The following is a 19,265-nucleotide window of genomic DNA, read 5'->3' on the forward strand; positions in this document are numbered from 1 at the left end:
CAGCGCGCCTTGATGGCGCGCTGTAGTTTTGGGGCTCCGCTCTTTCAGGAAGTCCCCGGTTCCGGGTACTGCACATCCAGCACTTCTAGCACCCGCACACCGCCTGGCGTGGGCAACTGCACCTCGTCGCCAATGCGGGCCTTGAGCAGCGCGCGCGCAATGGGCGCCACCCAGCTGACCTGGCCCCGGCTGGCGTCGGCCTCGTCAATGCCCATGATGGTGATCGACTCCTCGCTGCCTTGCTCGTCGCAGTAATGCACCGTCGCTCCGAAGTACACCTGGTCGCTGCCATGGTGCACGCCCGGGTCCACCACCTCGGCCGCTTCCATGCGCTTGGTCAGAAAGCGGATGCGCCGGTCAATCTCGCGCAGGCGCTTCTTGCCATACAGGTAGTCACCATTTTCCGAGCGGTCGCCATTGCTGGCGGCCCAGTGCACCACCTCCACCACCTTGGGCCGTTCATCATCGATCAGCTGCAGCAGCTCCTGCTCCAGCGCGCGGTAGCCCCCGGGCGTGATGTAGTTCTTGCCGCCAGCGATTGTCGGCAGTTGCGGCAGATCGTCATCGTCGTCGTTGTCCGTCTCTTTGGTAAAGGCCTTGTTCATGCCGCTATTTAAACAAAGATTGACGAGGCTCCCTGCCAGAAAGAAAAAAGCCTGCCATCCCCATGGCAGGCTTGCCTTCAGCGGAAAGACTTCCGTGCTTACACGGCCTGGACCACAGGGGCCTGCGCGGCGCCACCCAGCTCTGGCGGGTGGGTGACGATGCTGCGCAGCGCGGGCCGGGGCTGGGCCAACGCAGCCAGGTCGGGGCAAGGGCGGGCAAAGCCGGTGTTGTGCAGGCCCAGCTTCTCGACCGCAGCGGCCATCGCCAGCAGGCGGCCGTCCTGGTGCAGCGGGCCGATCATCTGCAGGCCAAAAGGCATGCCCGCCTCGTCACGGCCGCAGGGCAACGACAGCGCCGGGTTGGTCGCCAGGGTCACCACATAGGTCAGGCTCAGCCATTCGTAGTAGTTGCGCTGGGTGTGGCCATCCACCTCCTGCGCATAGAGCTGCGTCCAGGGGAAGGGCGACAGCGGCGTCACCGGCGCCAGCACCAGGTCGTATTGCTCAAACGTGCGCTGGAACAAACGCTGGATGCGGGTCTGCGCCAGGTGTGCCCAGGCCCGGTCGCCCAGGCTGATGCTAGCGGCCATCTCCACATTGGCCAGCACATTGGGGCCCAGGGTTTCGGGGGCCGTTCGGTAGGTATCGGCAAACGCGGCGACAAAGCTCTCGGCGCGGATGATGTCAAAGCAGCGGTGCGCCTCTTCCAGGTTCCAGGGCAAGGCGTCCATGCAGGCCACCTCGCTGGCCAAGGCCTGCACCCGCTGGCGAAAGGCGCGGCGCACCAACGGGTCGACCGCGCAGGTGCCAAAGTCCTCGGTGTAGGCCACGCGCAGGCCGCGCAGGTCCATCTCGGGCACAGGCCAGACGGGTGCATGGCGCACGCCCATGCTCAGCGGATCCATCGGGTGCGGGCCCATGCTGGCCTGCATCATCAGCGCGGTATCGGCCACATCCCGGCCCATGGGGCCGAGCACCGAGATCGCCGACCATCCCAGCGGGCGGTCATCATTGGCAATCAGGCCCGGCGACGGGCGCAGGCCGACCACGCCACAGAGCGCCGCCGGAATGCGCAGTGAGCCGCCGGTGTCCGAGCCGGTGCAGAGCGGAAACATGCCGGTCGCCAGCGCTGCGGCCGAGCCGCCCGATGAGCCACCGGCATTCAGATCCGGGTTGAAGGGGTTGCCGGTAGCGCCCCAGACCGGGTTGCGGCTGTTGGCACCGGCGCCCATGTCCGGCGTATTGGTCTTGGCCGTCACGATCGCGCCCTGGGCACGCAGCCGGGCCACGAAGGCATTGTCTTTGACGGGCACATGGCCGCGCAGCCGCACATTGCCGCTGGTGGTCAGCAGCCCTTCGGTGGCCTGCAAGTCCTTCACACCCAACGGCAGGCCATGGAGCAGCGGCAGCTGGCTGCGCCGCCCCACCTGCGCTTCTGCCAGCTCGGCAGCGCTGCGGGCCCGCTCGAAATCGGTCGCGCAGAGCGCATTCACCGCCGGGTTGATGGCCTGCATGCGGGCGATGCAATCATCTAGCAGTTCGACCGGCGAGATCTGCCGGCTCTGGATCAGGCTGCGCAGCTCAACGGCGCTGTGTTCTACCAAACTCATTGCGTTGCCAATCCCAGTTTGTCGATCAAAGGCTTCCAGACGGCGATGTCGCGCTCGGCAAAGCCCAGCACATCGGCAGGCTGGCTGCGCATCAGGGTCACGCCCATCTTGTCCATGCTGTTGGCATAGACCGGGTCGCTGTAGCACTGGTTGGTGGCGTCGTTCAAGGTCTTGATCACCTCTGGCGGCGTGCCCTTCTTGGCCACCACCGCAATCCAGGACGGCCGCGCCAGCACGGCCGGCCCACCGGCCTCGGCGATCGTCGGCACCTCGGGCAATACGGCCGAGCGCTGGCTGGCAAACACCGCCAGCGGTACCAGCTTGCCGGCCTTGACCTGGGGCGCTGCCGTGTTCAGCACCAAGGTCATCGCCTGGATCTGTTGGCCCATCAGCGCCGTCAGGCCTGCGCTCTCGCCGACAAAGGGCACATGGGTGGCGGGCCAGTGCATCGCATCGGTCAGTGCGGTGGTCAGCAGATGCGCGGGGCTGCCCTTGCCGGGCGAGCCAAAGTTGAGCCCGCCGGCCTGGGACCGGGCCACCTTTTCCAGATCAGCCAGCTTGCTGATGCCCGCCCCCGCCGGCACCACCAGCACCAGCGGCGACGAGCCAATCATCGCCACACCGGCAAAATCCTTCAGCGGGTCATAGGGCATCTGCGTGTGCACATAAGGGGTGATCGTCATCTGCGACATGCCGATCGTCATCGCAAACGAGCCATCGGCCGCCTGGCCCTTGAGGTAGTTGATGGCCAGGATGCCGTTGGCACCAGGCTTGTTCTGTACCACCACCGGGCGCCCCATCAGCCGCCCGGCGCATTCGGCCCAGGCGCGCGTCATGGCGTCCGAGCCGCTGCCTGGCGGCTGCTGCGCAATCACCTGCAGGGGGCTTTGTGCGGCAGCACCGAGTGCCCAGGCTGACAGGCCGCAGGCAAGAAGGGACGCTCTGATCAAGGGGACACCTCGCTGGAAAATGATTGAAGTAGCAGGGACAGCTGCTGCAGTTGCTGGTCAATCGCAGCCGGGCTGGAAAACGGCGCGACGACACCCAGGCCGCGCAGGCAGGACAGCACCAGCTGGCAGCGCGCTGCGCCATCGGGCGCCGCTGCCCATTCAGGAAAGCTACCGCACAGGCGCTGCTGCAGCTGCTCATTGATGAGGGCGCGCTCGGCGCGGATATGGGCGACGATGTCCTCGTCAGCACGCACGGCCAGATAAGCCTCCCAGGCCACCGCAAAGCGCGGCTGGCCATAGAGCCGGTGCCAGGCCTCGTGCACAAAATGGTCGGCACGCCGCCGCATGGACCAGCGCGGCGATGGCCAGAAGCTGTCGTCGGTATCGATCTTCTGCACCAGCCGCCGGATGATCTGCAGCATCAGCTCGGCCTTCGACGAGAAGTGGTGCTGCACCGCCCCGGTGGTCATCCCCGCCATGCGGGCCACCTCATGCATCGACAGGCTGGCAATGCCTTTGGCCTGCATCACATCGACTGCAGCATCCATCAGGCGCTCACGCGTCTGTTCGCTTTTGATTTGGTGCAGGTTCGGCACAACAGGTCTCCTGAAATACATTATGTGTGTAATGTAATTTCGGAGAAATCCGGGTTTGGCCTAGGCGTGCAGCTTCCCACCGTGCATCGGGCGCTTGCAAGCTCGCGCGGGTGTCCCCGCTTCACTGCGCCGGCCGCACAAGCGATGCGGGCAGCATCGCTGCACAGCGCTCAGAAAAGATCGGTGAGCAAGGCCAGTTCCGCCAGAAACGCCTGCATCTGCGGGCTCGCCTCTTCGCCAGGCGCCAGCAAGCCATGCTTGTGCGCCAGTTGCCGGAACACCGAGGCGGCAGCCAGCTGCGGCAGTGCTGCACCACCGTCCCCTCCGGCATCGCTCAGGTTGTCATGTGCCAGTTCAATCATGCAAACTCCTCTCTTCTTATCGGATGCCAGCGCGCACGGCGCAGGCCATGGCTGGTCTTTAAACTGTATAAATATACAGTATCAAAGAAAGATTGCGCACCACATTGGCAGCCATCCAGCGCTGCATGGGCGGGCACTGCCCCTCAGCGCCTGCAGAGCGCGCGAAGAATTTTCAAGGGGCGGGAATAAAGCGGCACTGCCATTCGTCCATAGCAGTGTTCTTCCACCCCCACTTGAAAGATCTTTGCGATGAAAAACCTCCCAGTCTCCCTGGTCGCCCTGTCTTTGGCTGCACTGCTGGCGCCTATCGCACAGGCCGAGCCGGTGTCCAGGATGGCCAATGGCCTGCTGGTCAATGCCAGCGGCATGACGCTCTACACCTTCGACAAGGACGTTGCCGGCAGCAACAAGAGCATGTGCAACGGCCCCTGCATCGCGCTGTGGCCCGCAGTGGCGGCAGCGGCCAGTGCCAAGCCGGAAGGCGACTACAGCATCATCACCCGCGATGACGGCAGCCTCCAGTGGGCGTACAAGGGCAAGCCGCTCTATACCTATACTGCGGACAAGAAGGCAGGCGACGCCACCGGCGACAACTTCAAGGACGTCTGGCACGTCGTCAAGTAAGCGCCGGCTCCTGCTGATTCCCCTCCTCACCCCCTGACCCGAACTGCAGCCCCTTATGCGAGCACAGGACGAAGCGGAGATTGTGGCCTGCATCCCCAGCCTGCGGCGCTATGCGCGCGGGCTGGTCTCGGACCCCGACCGGGCCGACGACCTGGTGCAGGACACATTGGAGCGCGCCTGGTCGCGCTTTTCCATGTGGCAAAAGCGCAATGAGGTGCGCGCCTGGATGTTCGGCATCATGCACAACCATTTCATCGACCGCCTGCGCGCCCAGCGCAGCCGGCCCGAGGACAGCGCGGGCGACGACCTGCCCGAGCTGCCCCAGCGGCCCCAGCAGGCCGATGCGCTGGAAGTGCGTGACCTGGATCGCCTGCTGCAGCGCCTGCCGCCCGAGCAGCGCGAAGTGCTGCTGCTCATCAGTGTCGAGGAGATGAGCTACCAGGAAGTGGCACAGATCACCGGCGTGCCGCTGGGCACGGTGATGTCGCGGCTCTCGCGGGCACGCGCCCGGCTACGCGACGAGATGGCCAGCCAGGGCCAGAGCAAGGAGCAGGACAAAGTCAGCCATGCAGCGCAAAGAATCCAACGGGTGAAGTGACCATGGACAAGAACCCTCTTCAAGCCCTGGACGCCAGTCCCCTACCGCCGGTGACCGAAGCCGATCTGCATGCCTATGTGGACCGGCAATTGCCCAGCGCACGCCGCCTTCAGGTCGAGCACTACCTGCACGAGCACCCGGAAGAACGCGCCCGTGTGGAGGATTGGCAGCAGCAGAATGCGCGGCTGCGCGACATGCTGGCACCCGTGATGGACGAGCCCTTGCCGATGGGCCTGCCCTTGCGCGCTGCGCACAGCGCAATGCCCTGGCGCAGCCTGGCCGCCGGCTTGCTGGTGGCGGTCATCAGTGCTGGCGCTGCCTGGTCGGTCCGGGGCGCCGTCGATGCCAAGGCCATCCAGCTCGCCATCGCTGGCCGGCCCGCAGCCCCCACCCCGGAATCCGCCCAGTCCCAGCTGCTGCCGGCCAGCGGCACGGCCTTGAGCGGCTTTGCCCAGCGCGCCGCGATTGCCCATGGCGTCTACAGCCCGGATATGCGGCGGCCGGTGGAAATCGGGGCCGAGCAAGAGCAGGCGCTGGTGACCTGGCTGACCAAGCGCACCGGCGCGAACGTACGCCCTCCTGCGCTTCAGGCGCTGGGCTACCACCTGATGGGTGGCCGTCTGCTGCCCGGCGGCAGCGGTCCGGTCGCGCAGTTCATGTACGAGAGTGGGTCAGGTCTGCGCCTGACGCTGTATGTGACGCGCGAAGTGGCGCTGCAGAACGACGCACAGTTCAGGTTTGGCCAGGAGGGGCCGGTCAATGTCTTCTACTGGGTGGAGAACCACCTGGGTTACGCCATTGCGGCAGAGGCAGACCGGACCGAGCTGATGCGCGTGTCACAAGCGGTCTACCAGCATTTGCAGCAGGATTGACCCAGGCGCCGCAGAACCTCCAGCGCGGTCAGGGCCGCGCCCGGACTGCGCCAGGTGGGCCGGGCCGCGTCACGCTGCTGCGCCACGCGGCGCAGCAACCGTTGTAATAAAGCCGTTGCCCGCGTGGGCGGCGCATGCAAGAGGTCTGTGGGACTGGGAGTGAGCCACATGCGCCCGGCATGAAACCGAATCAACCACCCAACGGCTTGGGGTGCTGCATCGCCGCCAGCCGGCGGTACTTCTCGAAAGTCTTGCTGATGTCGGTGGAGACCGAAGGCACATAGCGCTTCGCTTTCTCGCCGCGATGGGCCACCAGCGGCCGCGTCGGCATGGTCAGCATCGGAAATGAGGGCTGGTTTTGCATACCCAACTCCTTTCACAAAGGACTTATTCATCGATTCAGTCAATGATTTAAGAATGTAAGCCTTGGTTGCGCAAAGTCAAGAAGTCCCCCGCTATCGAGGCGCGCTTGGTTGTAATTAATTGCAAACCAGCCGCCCTGCTCTGCGTACCGCCCATCTCAAACCGCGTCGCTGCCGCCATGCGGCTGCAGCCGCCCAACCCCGGCAAGGAGCGTGCCCGGCGGTACGGTGTCCCGTTCATCGCCTCCAAAATCGACTTGTTGCGACGTGTGGCGCACGTCTGGGTCCGCAGGCCATCCCTGCATAGGCCGCGTGGGCTCGCGCAGCGCCTCCGGCATTTTTTGCCTGTATTCCGATTAGAAATTGCTGACAATCTACTTGAATAAATTCATAGAGAATTCTTCTATCCAGATGCCGTTTCGCCCCGTTCCCGGGGGGAGTCTTTGGGGAGAGGAGGTGCACCATGCAGCCGGTTATTCAGCTTCGGTCGTCGAGGACCTCAGCGTCCAGCCTGCTGCAGCTCGGCAAGGGCCGCACCCAGATCGGGCGGGGTGCCGGTTGCGGGCTGCGGCTGCAGCACCAGGGAGTCAGCCGGGACCATGGTGCCTTCACCTACTACATCGGATTGCTGATGGTCGAGGACCATGACAGCACCAACGGCATCTTCGTCAACGGCGTGCGGGTCAAGCGCCAGGTGCTGTACGCAGGAGATCGCGTCACTGTCGGGCCTATCGAGATCTATATCCAGAAAGGCTCGGCCGCGCCATCCACGGCCACCGCATGATGGCTTCCGCCGCCTGTTTGCCCGCAGCCTTTACGCCGTCACAGCGCCGCTTTATTCAATGGGCACGGGAGGATGGCCTCTGTCCGGAGGTCCGCGAGCCAGCGGCGCCCCGTTTTATTTCTGCGACAGATGGATGAAAACTTTTAAGCGCCGGTTTGAACCGGGTGGGCCTGGCGATAATTATTACGTTTAGCCACATAAGTGGTTTCTGTTAACGCGGTTCCGGCGGGGATTCGACCCCGGCCTAGGGCCGAATCCTGATGGAAATGGGTCCAACAATGCATGCAGCTTGGGGTGTGGGACAGGGTTACTTTCGCGGGTGCATGGGCGCCTTGCTGCTGGCGGGCGCAGCCGGGCCCACCCTGGCGCAGTCGTATGTCAACGCCCCGAGCAGCTACCTGGGCGTGGACGGGTTGGTGGCAGGCTGGATGAGCAATCGCCCACCGGGAACCCTGACCCAGGACTGGTATCCGGGCTCCGGTGAAGCCAGCACAGGGGCGGGGCCCGTATCAGGCCCGACACATGACGTGGTGTTTCTGTCCAGCACCGGCCCACAGCGCTTTGGCACCGGTCTGAGCGCCAGCCCGGACCCCACCTACCCCGATTTCCAGGTGATCTCCGGCCTGACCACGGATACGGCCGACGGCGCCAAGCTCGCCCAGCAGTACATAGAGTTTCCCTTTGTGACCGGCACCATGCGGTATGCGGACACCAGCCCATCGGCTGCGCTGTTCTATGTGAATGGGGCCTTCACGGCCAAACGCTGGAACCTCAACGGCAATACGCATCCTCGCGCCTTCGGCTACGCCGCCTACCTCGTCGATGGTGACGGCAATGCCGTCAGCGCGCTGCTGCAGCAGACCGACGATGTCAGCACGGTAGCGGGAGACGACTTTCAATTTGTCCGTGCCCCCGACGGCCCGGGCCCCGGTATCACCCTGCAGCCGGGGTCGGCCTATGCGTTGCGCTTCTACCTGTACCGCACGGCCGCCAACACCGATGGCAAGGCATCCTGGGATGACACCTTGTTCACGATGAGCCGCCAGACCCTGGCAGAAATCATCGTGGGCGCCAGCGCCATCACGGCCGCGCCCGCTGGCACCCAGAACCACTACAGCTACAGTTTCAACGTCTACAACCATGGCCCCGACGCGACCCGGGCCGTCGTATCCGACCCCTTGCCGGCGACGGCAAACGGGGCCTCGGCGACCTGGTCATGCACGTTGCAGCCATCGGGCTCGCCCTGCGCCACACCCTCGGGCAATGGCCCCATCAGCGCGGTGGTCCAAGCGTTGAACTCCGGCGAAACCGCGCTTTACACCGTAACCTGGACCGGCCCGGGTGTCACCACCGCAAGCACGCATACGGTGACTGCGCAACCGGAAGCAGGCAGCCCCACGGACCCCATCAGCACCAACAATGCGGCTGAGCTGTCGCTGGTGCCACCCACCATCACGGCGGTGGACGATGTGGTGACCCTGGGCACGAACACCGCCAGCGCTACCACGCCCGTGGCCAGCAATGACACCAGCAGCGGTGGGGCGGTGGACCCGGCCACCGTCACCGTCGTCACGCCCCCGGCTGCGGGCACGGTCAGTTGCGCGTCGGGCATTTGCACCTATGTACCGCCCGCAGGCGGACTGGCCAGCCCCGTGAGCTACCAGTACAACATTTGTCTCGCAGCGCCCAACCAGGCTATCTGCGCGACGGCCACGGTGCGCGTGTCGGCGGCACAGCCCAATGCCCAGCCGGCAATGCCCACCCCTGTGCCGGCGACCGGGGCGTATGCCCTCTCGCTGCTGGCCGTGCTGCTGGGCCTGCTGGGAATACGCCAGAGCCGCCGGTCCAGCGCGCAGTGATGGCGCGGTGCGCGGCGCTCAACGGGTGCCGCCCGAGAGCGCCAGCAGCACCCCAAATCCCACCAGCAAGCCGCCAAACGCGCGGTCGATCCAGTGGCGCGCCGCCAGCAGGCGGCTGCGCACCGCACCGGCAGAAAAGCACAGTGCCACCAGGCTGAACCAGGCGACATGTGCGGCCGAGATGAACGCGCCATAGCCCAGTTGCAGCGACAGCGGCGTGCCGGGCCGCACCACCTGCAAAAACAGGCTCACGATGAAGACCGTGGTCTTGGGGTTCAACGCATTGGTCAGAAAACCGGTACGCAAAGCCGCCCCATCGGACAACGGCGCACTTGCGGCCTCGGGCACCCCGTGCGAAGGCCGGGTGCGCAGCATCTTGACACCGAGATAGACCAGATAGGCGGCCCCGGCAAGCTTGATCGCATGGAACAACCACAACGACTGCTGGATCAGCAGCCCCAGGCCCAGCAAGGTGTAGCCCACATGGACCAGCACGCCCAGCCCGATGCCCACGGCTGTCAGCACGCCTGCGCGGCGCGACAGCAGCAGGCTGTTGCGTGACACCATCGCAAAATCCGGCCCCGGGCTGATCACCGCGAGCAAGGTGATGGTGATAACAGCTAACAGTTCGGTCATCGCATATCCTGTAAAAATCAAAAAACAGGCCGCATGGTGCCTGCAATGGCGCGTGATGAAAAACGATGATTTCTGACAAGTTTGGTGAGTCTGGCTCACATACCCAGCAACGCCGCCTGCCGTCGCTGCTGGCGCTGCGCTGCTTTGAAGCGGCCGCCCGGCTGGAGAACTTCAGCCGCGCTGCCGATGAGCTGCATGTGACCCATGGCGCCGTCAGCCGGGCCGTGCGCCTGCTGGAAGAGGACCTGGGCCTGGCGCTGTTCGAGCGGCGCAGCCGCCGCGTCTACCTCACCGCCGACGGGCGCATGCTGGCCCATGCCGTCAGCCAGGGGCTGGACCTGATGCGCGATGCCGTGGCCGAGCTGCGTGCCCGCGCGCGCCAGCACCAGCGCTGGGTGCTGTCCTGCGAGCCCACGCTGCTGATGCGCTGGCTGATCCCGCGCTGGCCGGATTTCCAGGCCCGCCACCCGGGGCTGGAGCTGCACCTGGTGGCTGGCGGTGGCCCTTTCTCCTTTGCCAGTGGCATCGATCTGGCAATTCGCCGCGACGACTTTGCCTGGCCCGCAGGCTGCCATGCCGAGCCCCTGTTTGCAGAACGCACAGGCCCGGTCTGCCGCCCCGACCGGCAAGCGGCATGGTTCCGCACCGGCAAGGGCAGCCCCCGCCTTCATGCCCAGGCACCGCCACTGCATACGCACACCCGGTCCGGCGCATGGCAGGATTGGGCACAGGCTTCGGGACAGCCGCTGCCCCCCGCAAGCGGGCAAAGCTTCGAGCATTTCTATTTCAGCCTGCAAGCCGCCGTTGCGGGCCTGGGGGTGGCCATCGGTCCCTGGCATCTGGTGCAGGACGACATCGCCAACGGCCTGCTCGTCGCCCCGATGGGCTTTGTGGACGACGGATCCCGGTACTGCCTGCTGTCACCGCAGCCATGGACGCCGGGCAGCGTGCAGGCTGATTTGCTGACCTGGCTGCGCGCGGCGGCCTAGCCTGGCCGGCATGGTCCGCCAGCCAGCGCGGCGGCCCCCTGGCGGCGTAGCCGAAGAGCCCGCCCACAGATGGGAATGACTGGCGCCAACCGCACCAGCAGGCGTCGAATGCAAAAAAACAATGGCTTTCCGTCCAGTTAGCAAAAATTTTATCGGTTTAGCAAATTCGATTGATTGAATAAGACAATAAAAATCTCCACTGTGATACCACTGATCCACATCACTTTTTGGAGATGAACCATGCGCAAAGCCCACACCGTCCAAGACAAGGTTGTATTGATTGCCGGCGGCGGAAAGAACCTGGGAGGCCTGATCGCGCGCGACCTGGCAGGCCAGGGTGCGAAAGCGGTTGCCATCCACTACAACAGCGCAGCCAGCCGTGACGAGGCGCTGGCCACCGTGGCCGCCGTCGAAAAGCTGGGCGCCAAGGCGGTTGCACTGCAAGGCAATCTGAGCAGCGCAGAGGCCGTGCAAAAGCTGTTTGCCGATACGGTGACAGCGCTGGGCCGCCCCGATATCGCCATTAACACGGTCGGCAAGGTGCTCAAAAAGCCGATGGTCGAAATCTCCGAGGCGGAATTCGACGAGATGTCCAATGCCAACAGCAAGGCGGCATTCTTCTTTTTGAAGGAAGCGGGCCTGCACCTCAACGACAACGGCAAGATCGTCACGCTGGTCACCTCGCTGCTGGGGGCCTTTACCCCGTTCTACTCCTCCTATGCCGGCACCAAGGCGCCGGTGGAGCACTACACCCGTGCTGCGGCCAAGGAGTTTGGCGCGCGCGGCATCTCGGTCACTGCGGTGGGTCCCGGTCCGATGGACACCGCCTTCTTCTACCCCGCCGAAGGGGCCGACGCCGTGGCCTACCACAAGACCGCTGCCGCGCTGTCGGGCTTCAGCAAGACCGGCCTGACCGACATCGAGGATGTCGTCCCCTTCATCCGCCACCTGGTCACCGACGGCTGGTGGATCACCGGGCAGACGATTCTGATCAACGGCGGCTATACGACCAAGTAAGACAGGGCTGCCGTGGGGGCGACCGCGCCTCCCCGGCGGTAATCCGCACGTTGCCGTGCACGCGGGGTCCCCTTTCTTCCAACGTTTGAAAGTCTCGATATGCATGTACTGATGGTGACCAGTGGCGGCCTGTTGCTGCTCGGGGTGTTTGTGCTGTTTGGCTGGCTGTGGTCGGCCAGTGCTGTTGGCATGGTCGTGGCGGCCAAGCTGTTCATGCCGGTATGGCTAGTCTTGGCCTGCACCAATATGTGGGTGGGCGTCACCCAGGCCGGGTACAGCGTGCGCGATGAGGCGCTGATCCTGCTCATCGTGCTGATGGTGCCCGTGCTGCTGGCAGTCTTTGTGACCCGCATCTTTGCACCCAGCTGACACGCTGATCAAAGGAATTCCATGCCCATCACACCCGCCTTCGCCCAAGGATTGCTGCGCCAGCGCGACGGTCACCACGCGCGGGTGACCTATGAGGAACTGTTTTTCGACCTGGTCTACGTGTTCGCCGTGACCCAGCTGAGCCACCAGCTGCTGCACCATCTGACGTTCAACGGAGTGGCGCAGACCCTGGTCCTGTGGTTTGCCGTATGGCTGGGCTGGCAGTACACCTGCTGGGTGACGAACTGGTTCGACCCGGAAACCTTCCAGATCCGAGGCATGCTGTTTTGCACAATGCTGCTGGGCCTGCTGATGGCTTCCAGCATTCCCGAGGCCTTTGGCGAGCGGGGACCTGTCTTTGCACTGGCCTATGCCGCCATGCAGGTGGGGCGCACGGCTTTCATCTGGCGCCAGCTGCCCGCAGGTGATCCGCTGGCGCTGAACTACCGCCGCATGCTCGGCTGGGTCTGCATTTCTGCGGTGTTCTGGATAGCCGGCGCCCTGGCCGCGCCTGATACGCGGCTGCTGCTGTGGCTGCTCGCGGTGCTCTGCGAGTACGTGTCGCCGATGTTTGGCTTTGCGCTGCCAGGCCTGGGCCGCAGCCACACGCAAGACTGGACCATCGAAGGCGGCCATCTGGCCGAGCGCTGCCAGCTGTTCGTCATCGTGGCGCTGGGCGAGACCCTGCTGGCCAGCGGCGCCACGTTGGCCGACACCGGGATCTGGAGCTGGGAGGTGCTGATGGCGCTGGCCGCCACCTTTATCGGCACCTTGGCGATGTGGTGGCTGTACTTCGGCACCTCCAGCAAGGACGCGACCGCGGCCATCACCCATGCCGAAGACCCGGGCCGCATCGGCGCCTATTTCCACTACGTGCATGCCATCCTGATCGCGGGCGTCATCGCCACGGCCGTCGGCAATGACCTGGTATTGGCGCATCCCCATGCACAGGCGGCTGTTCCGCAGATTGCGATCCTGCTGGCCGGACCTGCGATCTATCTGCTGGGCAGCGCCATCTATAAGAGGGTGGTCTACGGCAGCCTGCCCGCGTCGCACTGGATCGGCGCCCTGCTGCTGCTGGCGCTGGTGCCGCTGAGCGAGTTCTTCAATCTGCTGGTGCTGGGCTGGCTGACCACGGCGCTGATCCTGGGAATCGCATTCTGGGATACCTACGACGCCTAGCCTTGCAGCGCAAGCCGTATGCACCAGCCGATGGGCCGGCAAAAACCTGGCGGTGTCCCAGCTGCGGCGCTGGCTGATGTCGGAGACCTGCCGCCCATCCCATGTCCAGACGCTGTTAGCCGCCGGCAGTGCCTTGAACACCATCGATCAGTGGCGACCTTTCGGGAGATGCGGCCGTTCGCCGCTGCAGTGACCAAAGCGTCATTTGTTCGCTGTCCGAACCCGGGCCATAGACCTGCGCAATCAGCTCCGTTATTTGGTATTTCTATAAATCTTTTGAATTTTTATCATTACCAAAGGAATGTCTTCATAACAAATACGTCCTAAAGCTTTACACAGCCATTTCAGTCCGGTTTTCACTGCCGCAGGCGGCATTTGTCTGACGCTCGCGCACCGCCGAAACGGCCGCTTTTGCGCCATCCCCGGCGCGCAGCGATACCGGAATGGCGTGGCGGTGCAAGTCATCAAACCCAAAGGGCATGCGGGTTTCGCGCCATGTCCGATCTGCTGGCAACGCGCGGATGAGGCGGCTTTCCGCCGCGCCGATGCAGCGGCTAGCAGTGCCCCGTTGCAGCTGCAAGCAGGTGGATACCAAGCTCACGTAAATTGACATTGATGCAGCGCAACAAATTAAAAGCTGGCACCGCCATGTGTGACAATTCACAACGAAAACAGGTGATTAAAGGCTTCCAAAAACTATGAGTCACGGTGATATTCAATCTCCACATATATTGATCGTGGACGATGATCCCGACCAGTTGCGTTTGCTGGTCGCTGCACTGCGCAATAGCGCCTACCGGGTCAGCGTGGCACTCAATGGAGACCAGGGCTATGCACGGGCAGCGGTGCTGCTGCCCGATCTGATTTTGCTGGACGTGCGCATGCCGGGGCGCAACGGCATCACGATCGCGCGCCTGCTCAAGACCAACCCGGCGACCCAGCATATTCCGATCATCTTCCTGTCGGCACTCGTTGACCAGGACGACCGGCTGTCCGGGCTGCGCGCCGGCGGCGTGGACTACATCACCAAGCCCTTTTTCGTCGAAGAGATCCAGGAGCGGATCCGCATCCATCTGACGCTGTCAAAGCCCGCCGTGCTGCAGGGCGCCCCGGCTGCACAGCCGGGCCAGGCTGCGCCACTGGCACTCCCCCCGGGCCAATCTCCGGCCAACCTGACCCTCAAGCAGGTGGCCACGGAATTCATCCTCAGCCATATCCAGGATCCGGCGTTGAAAAGCTCCGACGTGGCGGCCAGCCTGGGGCTGTCCATCAGACGCCTGAACATGGTGTTCGAGGCCTGTGATGGCCTGTCGGCCTTTGAATTCATCCGGCAGGAGCGCATGCGCCGGGCGGCGCTGATGCTGGCACAAAGCACGTTGAGCATCGCCGATGTGGCCCTTGAAGTGGGCTACCTGAACTCGGCCAACTTCTCCACCGAGTTCAAGAAGTTCTGGCAGAAATCCCCGACGCAGCTGCGCGCCGAATGCCAGGCCAACCCTGAAGTCCTGCAGAACCTGGTGGCCTCCAAGTTCCACTGACACCGGGTCTTCTGCCTCGGTCTGCGGGCTGCCCTCTGGCGGCCCGCCTGTAACCTCCTGCACCCTGCGGCCCCTTGGGCGACTGAAGAACAACGAATGGATCAACCGGAACAAGGCCCGCAACCCCCGTATACCGACCGCCGTACAGCCAGCCCACATGCGATTGCGATGAAGCGGGGAAAAGAGATGCTCCCCCAGGTGCGCAGAGCGACCTTCGCGCTCGTGCTGCTCTGGTGGTGCGTGGTCGCTGCGCTGGGATGGTGGCTATCGCAACGTCTGGTTTCGCAATGGATACAGAGCCAGGCTGCGAGCGCGGCCTATGAAGCCGAGACCACGGCCCGCGTGGTCGACCGGCTCTTTACCCAGATGGTGAGCGTGGCCAACATGGTCGCCAACCAGAGCCAGGTGATCCAGCTGGCCTCCCGTTACCGCGAGGACCCGCCCGGTCTGGACGCGCTGACACGCCAGCAGCGCGCAGCGCAGTTCACCGCCGATCCGTTGGTGCGCAAGGTGGGCGACTTCATGGATGCGCTGGCGGCGGACCTGCGCTATGCACGCATCTACCAGAACAACCTGTCCGACGACACCATCACGGCCAGCAACTGGGCCGCGCCCGACAGCATCGTCGGCATGATCTACGCAGGGCGCATCTACCTGAACACGGCCTTGCGCGACGGCAGCGGCCACTCCTTCGGCATTGCACGCATCAACAAGACCCCTTCGTACTTTGTGGCCAGCCGCATTGAAGACGCCCAGGATGTCGTGCAGGGCTCCGTCACCGTCAAGTTCGATGCCCCCGATATGGCGCACTACCTGACCGGCAGACATACCGCCTTGATCGTCAACCGCCAGGGGCGCGTGACCACCAGCGCATCCGAGCCCTTCATGCTGCGCAATGTGGCGGCCTTGCTGCCGCCTGGTCTGCTGCATCCGCCGGACGATGAAGATGGCGAAGAACTGGGCGATGCGATGGATATCCGCGCTGTCAAAGCCCATGGCGTGGCCGACCAGTGGCTGATCGACGGCATACCGTATGTGATGAAGCGCCAGCCGCTGAACAACCGGCAGTACCAGCTGCTGACCTTGGCGTCGCTGGAGCCGTTGGCAGAGCTGCGTGACCAGCACCTGTGGACGGCCGTGCTGATCGCCGCTGTCGGTACCGTGCTGATCCTGCTGTCCTGCCATATTCTGGGCCAGATGGTCGTGCGCCGGCAGGACGAGAAATACGCCACGATGGTCACCTCGGCACTCAATGCCGACCTGAGCACGGCGCTGAGCGATGCCCAGACCAAGGAGCGCCAGAAAGTGGAGGTACTGGGCTACATCGGCCATGACCTGCGCGCGCCGCTGGCCACCATCAAGGGCTACTCCGAGATGCTGCTGACCGAGTCTCCGGAAAAGCAGCAGGGCCTGGTCAAGACCATCCAGCGCAGCGTCAAATACCAGCTCGACCTGATCGACGAGCTGCTCGAATATGCCAAGTCCGAGTTGCAGCCGCTGGCCGTGCGGCCGGTGCCCATCGATCTGCAGGCGCTGCTGGACGATATCGCCGACTACGCCATCTCGCTGTGCTCGCAGCAGCACAACCACTTCCACTGCCATATCACCGGCACCCTGCCCGGGCGCATGGCGATGGATGGCAAGCGGCTGCAGCAGGTGCTGCTGAACCTGGTCTCCAATGCCGCCAAGTTCACCCGCGATGGCGTTGTGACCCTGTCGGTCAACGCCCGGCATGCCGGAGAATTCTGTGAGCTGCATATCTCCGTCAGCGACACCGGCATTGGCATCGACCTGGCGCAGAAGCCCGATATCTTCGACGCCTTCCAGCAAATCCAGACCGAGGGCGGCAGCACGGGCCTGGGCCTGTTCATCTCGCAGCGCATTCTGATGGCCATGGGCGCCAGCCTGGACGTCAGCAGCGCGGCGGGCCAGGGCACCACCTTTTCGTTCGCGCTGTCGGTACCGGTCATGGAAGGTGCCGGGGAGACGCCGGGCAGCCGGCCAGCCTCGCCGGCACCGCGCCACCGCACTGCAGCGGCGCCGGTGGCAGCCATCGCAACCCCCGCCGATGCGGCGCTGGATGAACTGGCCGAGCTGGCCTTGCATGGCCGCTTGACCGATATCGAAGGCTGGATCAGCCGCCACACCGATCACAGCGTCCATGCGCAATTCACCGCTCAGCTGCTGGACCGTCTGGAGCAGTTCGACTTTGCCGCCATTCACAAGCTGGCGCTGCAAAGCAGGCGCGGCACCAGCAGTACCCTCCGCTGAAAGGCCGAACGGGCCGCACTCAGCCCGGCTTGCCGCGCTGCGTCCAGCGGCTGCTCACGGTGCGGGCCAGCCAGTCCAGCACAAAGCCCAGGCAGCCGATCACGACGATGCCGGCCATCAGCTCGTCATAGGCCAGGCGGTCGCGCGTGTCCAGCACAAAATAGCCCATGCCGCTGGAGACACCCAGCATCTCGGCGGGCACCAGCACGATCCAGCCAATGCCCACCGCCAGCCGAAAGCCGGTCAGGATATGGCTGGTGCAGCCGGGCAGCACTACCCGGGCAATAATCTCCCAGCGCGTGGCCGACAGGCTGTGCGCCAGCCGCATCCAGGCCGGGTCAAGCGCCGCCACGCCGGCTGCGGTGTTCAGCATGATCGGCCAGACCGTGGCAAAGCCCAGCAAGAAGATCACCGGTGCCTCGCCCACGCCCAGCGCCATCACCGCCAGCGGCATCCAGGACAGCGGCGAGACCATGCGCAGAAACTGAAAAGTCGGCCCGCTGATGCGCGCAAACAGCGGCGACAGACCCAGGCACAGGCCCAGCGGCACACCAATGGCCAGGGCCAGGACCAGCGCGATCGCCATCCGCTCCAGGCTCATGCGGATATGCGGCCACAGCTCACCACTGCCCAGCAGCTGCACCAGCGCCTTGAGCCCGGCCTGCGGCGCAAAGGCGGCACGGATCGCCTCCACATCGGAGATATGCCGGGCCGCCAGCGCCCACAGCGCGAGGGTGATGGCCATGCCCAGCAGCGGCCAGGCCAGGCGCGCCGCCCAGCGTTGTCCCCCGTGCATCATGCTTCGATCACTTCCTTGCGGCTGAAGTCCTCCGCATGGCCAAAGGCTTTCAGCCCGCCCACCTGGCTGAGTGCCTGCTTGACGAAGCGGTCATCCACCAGGTCCCTGGCGGCAAAGGCCGGATCGAGCTCGCGGATGAAGTCCACATTGCCTTCCATCAACGTGCCCTGCATGGCCTTGACCAGCTCCTGCGTGTAGCTGGGGAACGGATAGGGCTGGAAGTCGATGCGGCGCTGGTTCCACGCGGGGTGCTGCAGCACGCCCTTGGCGCGGTACTGTTCGAAGTCCTTCAGGTCAAACACCTTTTGCAGCACCGGCAGCGGGTGCGGCGTGTATTTGTTGGCGCCGTCCTTGGACATCAGCTCGGCCGTCTCGCCCATATGCTCACGCGTCCACAGCTGCGCCTTGACGATGGCCGTGGTCACGCGCTGCGCCCATTCGGGGCGCTCGGCAATGTCGCGCTCGGACAGGGTCACCAGGCAGCAGGCATGGTCCTTCCAGATATCGCCCAGGAAGCGCGCCACCTTGCCCACGCCCATGGTCTCGGCCACGGCATTGAACGGGTCGGCGACGATAAAGCCCGAGACCGATTTGGCGGCCAGCGCCGCCACCATCTCGGCGGGCGGCACGATGACCAGGTTCACCTCCTTGGCGCCCAGTGCCGTGCCCTTGGGCTTGCTGACCGGCGTGAGCCCGTTCTTGCGCAGCACCTGCTGGATCAGGATGTTGTGGATCGAGTACCAGAACGGAATCGCAAACGTCGTGCCGGCCAGATCGGCCACGCTGTTGATGTGCGGCGCCACCGTGATGGCCGAGCCGCTCATATGGTTCCAGGCCACCACCTTGGCACCAAACTTGGAGCCATAGCGTACCGACAAGGTGGTGGGCGAGAGCAGATGCACCACGTTCACCTGGCCGGCAATAAAGGCCTCGATCAGCTGCGCCCAGCTGCGGAACAGGCGGGGCTTTTCTGCCTGCAGGCCTTCGGCCTCAAACAGCTTGCGGCTGTGCGCCACAAAGAAGGGGGTGGCATCGGTGATCGCCAGGTAGCCAATGCGCACGGGTACATCATCGCCCTTGAACTTCTGCGCCAGCGCGTCGCCCGCGCGCAGCAAGGGGCTGGCCGCCACACCGCTGATGGCGGCAATGCGCAGCCAGTCGCGGCGGCTGATGCCGCAGTCGCAATGGCTCGATGGGCAGATGTGCTGGTAGGTCATGGTTCTCTCTCTTCGGGGTTATCAA

General features: G+C 64.5%; 21 protein-coding genes and 1 pseudogene. 12 read left to right on the plus strand and 10 right to left on the minus strand.

Translation table 11 applies throughout. From position 1 onward, the window contains the following. Nucleotides 1–44: 44 nt before the first annotated feature. From greB to AB7A72_RS03355, 5 genes are all read right to left on the minus strand, one after another. Nucleotides 45–605: a transcription elongation factor GreB gene (greB, locus tag AB7A72_RS03335; RefSeq protein WP_312529065.1), complete on the minus strand. Its 561-nt coding sequence runs from the start codon at nucleotides 603–605 to the stop codon at nucleotides 45–47. A 98-nt stretch (nucleotides 606–703) separates the two neighbouring features. Beyond that, nucleotides 704–2,215 (minus strand): amidase, encoded by a 1,512-nt coding sequence (locus AB7A72_RS03340; protein ID WP_369458990.1) that lies wholly within the window; start codon nucleotides 2,213–2,215, stop codon nucleotides 704–706. Next, complete coding sequence (locus AB7A72_RS03345) at nucleotides 2,212–3,165, minus strand: Bug family tripartite tricarboxylate transporter substrate binding protein (protein ID WP_369458991.1); 954 nt, start codon at nucleotides 3,163–3,165, stop codon at nucleotides 2,212–2,214. The genes AB7A72_RS03340 and AB7A72_RS03345 overlap by 4 nt, the downstream gene beginning before the upstream one ends. Continuing rightward, nucleotides 3,162–3,761 (minus strand): TetR/AcrR family transcriptional regulator, encoded by a 600-nt coding sequence (locus AB7A72_RS03350; RefSeq protein WP_369458992.1) that lies wholly within the window; start codon nucleotides 3,759–3,761, stop codon nucleotides 3,162–3,164. The genes AB7A72_RS03345 and AB7A72_RS03350 overlap by 4 nt, the downstream gene beginning before the upstream one ends. Before the next feature lie 170 nt (nucleotides 3,762–3,931). Next, nucleotides 3,932–4,123 (minus strand): hypothetical protein, encoded by a 192-nt coding sequence (locus tag AB7A72_RS03355; protein WP_312529071.1) that lies wholly within the window; start codon nucleotides 4,121–4,123, stop codon nucleotides 3,932–3,934. A 249-nt stretch (nucleotides 4,124–4,372) separates the two neighbouring features. On the opposite strand from AB7A72_RS03355, the gene AB7A72_RS03360 reads away from it, so the two are divergent. The 3 genes from AB7A72_RS03360 to AB7A72_RS03370 are packed head-to-tail and all read left to right on the plus strand — an operon-like array spanning nucleotide 4,373 to nucleotide 6,217. After that, nucleotides 4,373–4,747 carry a COG4315 family predicted lipoprotein gene (locus tag AB7A72_RS03360; protein ID WP_369458993.1) on the plus strand — a complete coding sequence of 125 codons (375 nt, stop codon included), beginning with the start codon at nucleotides 4,373–4,375 and terminating at the stop codon, nucleotides 4,745–4,747. Nucleotides 4,748–4,802: 55 nt separating this feature from the next. After that, entirely contained in the window at nucleotides 4,803–5,345 is a 543-nt protein-coding gene (locus AB7A72_RS03365; RefSeq protein ID WP_239811068.1) for an RNA polymerase sigma factor, read from the plus strand. Nucleotides 5,346–5,347: 2 nt separating this feature from the next. Further along, a complete protein-coding gene (locus tag AB7A72_RS03370; protein WP_369458994.1) occupies nucleotides 5,348–6,217 on the plus strand; it encodes an anti-sigma factor family protein in 870 nt (289 codons plus the stop codon). 190 nt (nucleotides 6,218–6,407) lie between these two features. On the opposite strand, the gene AB7A72_RS03375 is transcribed toward AB7A72_RS03370, so the two are convergent. Then, the gene (locus tag AB7A72_RS03375) at nucleotides 6,408–6,581 is read right to left on the minus strand and encodes a hypothetical protein (RefSeq protein ID WP_239811066.1); all 174 of its coding nucleotides are present in this window, start codon (nucleotides 6,579–6,581) and stop codon (nucleotides 6,408–6,410) included. Between the two features lie 461 nt (nucleotides 6,582–7,042). On the opposite strand from AB7A72_RS03375, the gene AB7A72_RS03380 reads away from it, so the two are divergent. Next, nucleotides 7,043–7,363, plus strand: a complete 321-nt coding sequence (locus tag AB7A72_RS03380) for an FHA domain-containing protein (RefSeq protein WP_312529075.1) — start codon at nucleotides 7,043–7,045, stop codon at nucleotides 7,361–7,363. A 323-nt stretch (nucleotides 7,364–7,686) separates the two neighbouring features. Next, on the plus strand, nucleotides 7,687–9,222 hold the full coding sequence (locus tag AB7A72_RS03385; RefSeq protein ID WP_369458995.1) for an IPTL-CTERM sorting domain-containing protein: 1,536 nt from the start codon (nucleotides 7,687–7,689) through the stop codon (nucleotides 9,220–9,222). Between the two features lie 18 nt (nucleotides 9,223–9,240). Here the strand turns inward: AB7A72_RS03385 and AB7A72_RS03390 are convergent, their stop codons facing one another. Next, entirely contained in the window at nucleotides 9,241–9,858 is a 618-nt protein-coding gene (locus AB7A72_RS03390; RefSeq protein WP_369458996.1) for a LysE family translocator, read from the minus strand. A gap of 65 nt (nucleotides 9,859–9,923) precedes the next feature. Here AB7A72_RS03390 and AB7A72_RS03395 point away from each other — a divergent pair, with 65 nt between their 5' ends. From AB7A72_RS03395 to AB7A72_RS03410, 4 genes are all read left to right on the plus strand, one after another. After that, nucleotides 9,924–10,847: a LysR family transcriptional regulator gene (locus AB7A72_RS03395; RefSeq protein ID WP_369458997.1), complete on the plus strand. Its 924-nt coding sequence runs from the start codon at nucleotides 9,924–9,926 to the stop codon at nucleotides 10,845–10,847. 240 nt (nucleotides 10,848–11,087) lie between these two features. Further along, nucleotides 11,088–11,864, plus strand: a complete 777-nt coding sequence (locus AB7A72_RS03400) for an SDR family oxidoreductase (RefSeq protein ID WP_369458998.1) — start codon at nucleotides 11,088–11,090, stop codon at nucleotides 11,862–11,864. Nucleotides 11,865–11,963: 99 nt separating this feature from the next. Beyond that, nucleotides 11,964–12,233, plus strand: coding sequence for a hypothetical protein (locus AB7A72_RS03405; protein WP_312410495.1), 270 nt, complete (start codon nucleotides 11,964–11,966; stop codon nucleotides 12,231–12,233). 21 nt (nucleotides 12,234–12,254) lie between these two features. Continuing rightward, nucleotides 12,255–13,415 (plus strand): low temperature requirement protein A, encoded by a 1,161-nt coding sequence (locus AB7A72_RS03410; protein WP_239811060.1) that lies wholly within the window; start codon nucleotides 12,255–12,257, stop codon nucleotides 13,413–13,415. Nucleotides 13,416–13,746: 331 nt separating this feature from the next. Here AB7A72_RS03410 and AB7A72_RS03415 read toward each other — a convergent pair whose 3' ends face one another. Further along, the gene (locus AB7A72_RS03415) at nucleotides 13,747–14,028 is read right to left on the minus strand and encodes a hypothetical protein (protein WP_313331106.1); all 282 of its coding nucleotides are present in this window, start codon (nucleotides 14,026–14,028) and stop codon (nucleotides 13,747–13,749) included. A 124-nt stretch (nucleotides 14,029–14,152) separates the two neighbouring features. On the opposite strand from AB7A72_RS03415, the gene AB7A72_RS03420 reads away from it, so the two are divergent. The 3 genes and pseudogenes from AB7A72_RS03420 to AB7A72_RS23750 all read left to right on the plus strand — a co-directional run bounded on the left by AB7A72_RS03420 (nucleotide 14,153) and on the right by AB7A72_RS23750 (nucleotide 17,224). Then, nucleotides 14,153–14,953 carry a response regulator transcription factor gene (locus tag AB7A72_RS03420; protein ID WP_239811059.1) on the plus strand — a complete coding sequence of 267 codons (801 nt, stop codon included), beginning with the start codon at nucleotides 14,153–14,155 and terminating at the stop codon, nucleotides 14,951–14,953. A gap of 168 nt (nucleotides 14,954–15,121) precedes the next feature. Continuing rightward, a pseudogene (locus AB7A72_RS23745) lies at nucleotides 15,122–16,429 on the plus strand (sensor histidine kinase); the annotation flags it as partial. A 36-nt stretch (nucleotides 16,430–16,465) separates the two neighbouring features. Beyond that, nucleotides 16,466–17,224 carry a sensor histidine kinase gene (locus tag AB7A72_RS23750; RefSeq protein WP_407064949.1) on the plus strand — a complete coding sequence of 253 codons (759 nt, stop codon included), beginning with the start codon at nucleotides 16,466–16,468 and terminating at the stop codon, nucleotides 17,222–17,224. 19 nt (nucleotides 17,225–17,243) lie between these two features. On the opposite strand, the gene AB7A72_RS03430 is transcribed toward AB7A72_RS23750, so the two are convergent. Next, the gene (locus AB7A72_RS03430) at nucleotides 17,244–18,023 is read right to left on the minus strand and encodes an ABC transporter permease (RefSeq protein ID WP_313331109.1); all 780 of its coding nucleotides are present in this window, start codon (nucleotides 18,021–18,023) and stop codon (nucleotides 17,244–17,246) included. Beyond that, complete coding sequence (locus tag AB7A72_RS03435) at nucleotides 18,020–19,240, minus strand: ABC transporter substrate-binding protein (protein ID WP_369459000.1); 1,221 nt, start codon at nucleotides 19,238–19,240, stop codon at nucleotides 18,020–18,022. Before AB7A72_RS03435 ends, AB7A72_RS03430 begins: the two co-directional genes overlap by 4 nt. Between the last annotated feature and the right edge of the window lie 25 nt (nucleotides 19,241–19,265).

It is taken from the genome of Comamonas sediminis, from assembly GCF_041107495.1.
Lineage (GTDB): Bacteria > Pseudomonadota > Gammaproteobacteria > Burkholderiales > Burkholderiaceae_C > Comamonas > Comamonas sediminis.